Raw genomic sequence first — 3,192 nt, 5'->3', positions numbered from 1 at the left:
AGTGACTACTTGTGTAGCTATTTGGTTTTAGGAATTAGGGTTTCGTGATATACGAGTACAAGAAGCGGTCCGCCTGACGGGATAACCGAACGACGACGACAGGGCGCCGCGGCATTTCGAAATTGCAATGACGCGCTCAATCCGCTTCGAAGCGCCGACCGTAGGCGCCGAAGCTGGCCGCCTTCAGCGCCTTCATCATCACCTTGGCCGCCGGTGACAGCAGCCGGTCGGTGCGGGTGATGATGCCGAAGGCGTCCATGTGGCAGTGGAGCTCGACCGGCAGCAGCGCCACGATGCCGTGCGCCGCGTAGTAGCGGGCCACGTCGGTGGCCAGCACCGCGACCATGTCGCTTTGCTGCAGCATGCGCGTAATGAACAGCAGCGCCGCGGTCTCGATCACGTTGATCGGCGGCGCCAGCCCCTCCTCCTGGAACATCAACTCGAAGCGATGGCGCAGCACGCTGCCCGCGGGCGGCACGATCCAGCCCGCGGAAACCAGGTCGCGAAGGCCCAGGCCGCTGACGCCGAGCAGCGGATGGCCGGGGCGCACCAGCGCACACACGGGCTCCTCGGTCAGCGCCTCGTAGCGCAGGTTGGTCTTGTCGTGCTCGGCGAAGAGGCGTGCCACCAGCAGGTCGAGCTTGCCCTGCTCGAGCCGTTCGAGCAGCACCGGGCTGGTCTCGATCTCGACCGCGATGCGCAGGTTCGGCTGTTCGCGCTTGACCTCGGCAACGGCCGGCGGCAGCAGCACCAGCCCGGGCGCGGTGATGACGCCGATGTTGACCTGGCCGGCGCGCCCGGCCTTGAGCGCGCTGAGTTCGTCGTGCGCCTGATTCAGGCTGGCCAGTGCGACCCGTGCGTGGCGGATCATGATCTCGCCATACCACGTGGCCCGCATGCCGCGCGGCAGGCGGTCGAACAGCGAAACCTCCAGCACGTCTTCGAGGTCCTTCAGCAGCTTGGATGCCGCGGGTTGCGTCATGTTGAGCACCTGGGACGCGCGATGGATGTTGCCTTCCTCGGCCAGGGCCACGAGCAACAGCAGCTGCCGGGTCTTGAGGCGCGCACGGATGAACCAGTGCGTGTAGTTGGTCATGGGGTTTACCTGAATGCTTCTTCGGATATGCATTCGATCCAAATCTTGATTGGAAAGATATGGGTGTGATTCCTAAACTCGCCCCACCTTGAAGCGCAGCGACCTCCAACAGACAGCACGGCAGTTCATCAACGGCCGCTGGGAGAGCGGTGTCACGACGGGCCTGAGCGGAAACCCGTCCGACACCCGCGAGGTGGTGGCCGAGTACGCGCGGGCCGACCGCAGCCAGGCCGAGGTGGCGATCCGCGCCGCGGCCGATGCCTTTCCGCACTGGAGCCAGAGCACGCCGCAGCGGCGCGCCGACGTGCTGGACCAGATCGGCAGCGAGCTCCTGGCGCGCCGCGAGGAGCTCGGGCTGCTGCTGGCGCGGGAAGAGGGCAAGACCCTGGCCGAAGCCGTCGGGGAGGCCGCGCGGGCTGGCCACATCTTCAAGTTCTTCGCCGGCGAGGCGCTGCGCGCGAGCGGCAGCGAGGCGCTGGCCTCGGTGCGTCCCGGCGTGCAGGTGGACGTCACGCGCGAACCGCTCGGCGTGGTCGGGTTGATCGCGCCGTGGAACTTCCCGCTGGCGATCCCGGCCTGGAAGATCGCGCCGGCGCTCGCCTGCGGCAACTGCGTGGTCTTCAAGCCGGCCGAACTGGTGCCGGCCTGCGGCTGGGCGCTGGCCGAGATCATCAGCCGTGCGGCGCTGCCTGCGGGCACCTTCAACCTCGTGATGGGCAGCGGCCGGGAAGTCGGCCAGGCGCTGGTCGACAGTCCGCTGGTGGACGCGATCAGCTTCACCGGATCGTTCGCCGTCGGCGAGCAGATCCTGCAGGCCGCGGCGCGGCGCCGGGCCAAGGTGCAGCTCGAGATGGGCGGCAAGAATCCGCTGCTGGTGCTGGCCGATTGCGACCTCGACCGGGCGGTCGAATGCGCAGTCCAGGGCGCCTATTTCTCGACCGGCCAGCGCTGCACCGCCTCGAGCCGGCTGATCGTCGAAGCCCCCGCCCACGACGCCTTCGTCGCACGGCTGCGTCACCGGCTGACGGGCCTCAAGGTCGGGCATGCGCTGGAGCGCGGCACCGACATCGGGCCGGTGGTCGACCGCGCGCAGCTGGCACAGAACCTGGCCGCGGTCGCCCACGCGAAGGAAGACGGCGCGGAGCACGTGTGGGGCGGCGAACTGCTGCAGCGCGCCACGGTCGGCCACTACATGAGCCCGGCCCTGTTCCTGGCGCGGCCCGAGCACCGGATCGCGCGCGACGAGACCTTCGGCCCGGTGGCCTGCGTGCTGCGGGCCGACGACTACGAGCACGCGCTGCAGATCGCCAACGACACGCCCTTCGGTCTTTGCGCCGGCATCTGCACCACCTCGTTGTCGCGTGCGATGCACTTCAAGCGCCACGCCAAGGTCGGCGTGACGATGGTTAACCTGCCGACCGCCGGGGTCGACTACCACGTGCCCTTCGGCGGCCGCAAGGCCTCGAGCTACGGTCCGCGCGAGCAGGGCCGCAATGCCGCCGAGTTCTACACCAGCGTCAAGACCGGCTACGTGCTGGCCTGAGTGAACACCATAACGACAAGAGCTGCTTTTTTCACCACGCCAACCAGGAGACATCATGAAACTGAACCGTCGCACGCTCAACATCGCGCTGGCATCCGCCACGCTGTCCTCGATGCTGCCGACCACGGCCTTCGCGCAGAAGAAACCGGTGCTCGGCTTCGCCCAGGTCGGCGCCGAAAGCGAATGGCGCACCGCCAACACCGAGTCGATCAAGTCGGCCGCCGCGGAGGCCGGGATCGAGCTCAAGTTCTCCGATGCGCAGCAGAAGCAGGAGAACCAGATCAAGGCGATCCGCTCCTACATCGCGCAAAAGGTCGACGTCATCGCGTTCTCGCCGGTGGTCGAATCGGGCTGGGACACGGTGCTGCTAGAAGCCAAGGCCGCCAAGATCCCGGTGGTGCTGACCGACCGCTCGGTGAACACCAAGGACGACTCGCTCTACGTCACCTTCATGGGCTCGGACTTCGTCGAGGAAGGCCGCAAGGCCGGCCGCTGGCTGGTCGAGAAGGAGAAGGGCAACCCCGGTCCGATCAATATCGTGGAACTGCAGGGC

The 3,192-nt window shown here is 67.3% G+C and carries 3 protein-coding genes; 2 read left to right on the top strand and 1 reads right to left on the bottom strand.

Annotated features, from left to right (window positions below; all coding sequences use genetic code 11):
• Positions 1-136: 136 nt before the first annotated feature.
• Positions 137-1,096: a LysR substrate-binding domain-containing protein gene (locus AC1DY5_RS48790; RefSeq protein ID WP_478121527.1), complete on the bottom strand. Its 960-nt coding sequence runs from the start codon at positions 1,094-1,096 to the stop codon at positions 137-139.
• Positions 1,097-1,184: 88 nt separating this feature from the next.
• Here AC1DY5_RS48790 and AC1DY5_RS48785 point away from each other — a divergent pair, with 88 nt between their 5' ends.
• Entirely contained in the window at positions 1,185-2,639 is a 1,455-nt protein-coding gene (locus AC1DY5_RS48785; protein ID WP_478121526.1) for an aldehyde dehydrogenase family protein, read from the top strand.
• 55 nt (positions 2,640-2,694) lie between these two features.
• Positions 2,695-3,192 (top strand): substrate-binding domain-containing protein (locus tag AC1DY5_RS48780; RefSeq protein WP_478121525.1); only part of this gene is annotated, 498 nt, incomplete at its 3' end.

It is taken from the genome of Variovorax sp. P4_D9 (assembly GCF_056401695.1).
The sequence above is the reverse complement of the archived record's forward strand: the minus strand, read 5'-3'. Positions and strand labels throughout refer to the sequence as shown.